The sequence below is a fragment of the Neisseria sp. P0021.S007 genome (genome assembly GCF_051956855.1).
Genome location: NZ_JBQCXA010001374.1, coordinates 1 through 491, shown reverse-complemented (window position 1 = coordinate 491; position 491 = coordinate 1). Strand labels below are relative to the sequence as shown.

Sequence of the window (491 nt, the reverse complement as noted above, 5' to 3'; positions counted from 1 at the left end):
ATCATCTCCACAGTCAGCCTGTTTTTTTTGAGTCTTTCGGTATATTTTTCTGTCTGTTCAAACGGCAGCGGCGTGCCATATTCCATAAACTCGACACGACTGGTTTCTTTATGCAGCATAACATTTCTGGTTTCGCAGTCATGACGGGAAACCTGTTTGCTGCCCTCATACAGGGTAAATGAGACCGCACCGAATTCGTCTTTGCCAAAATATGGGCGTAAGTACATAGTCAATAATCTGATTTTCCACAGCAAGGCTTCATACGGCACACTTGAAAAGTCTGTGCCGTTCCGATTATTGTCTATTAGTAATGACCAATCAGACTGCGTTTCCAACAATAAATATTTCGATGATCCGGTAATCTCAAGCGGATTCAAGAAATCCAATTTCTGACTGAGGGTATATTCCTCATCCAAATACGATAGTTTCGGTTTTAAATTCTGATAAAAGTCGCTTAAATCCATTAATCTTTTCAAATAGAGATCCAGTGC

1 protein-coding gene is annotated in these 491 nt (G+C 40.3%); it reads right to left on the bottom strand.

Annotated features, from left to right (window positions below):
* Positions 1–491, bottom strand: a 491-nt coding sequence (locus tag ACTHUR_RS19250) for a hypothetical protein (RefSeq protein WP_440400389.1), incomplete at both ends; no start/stop codon positions are given.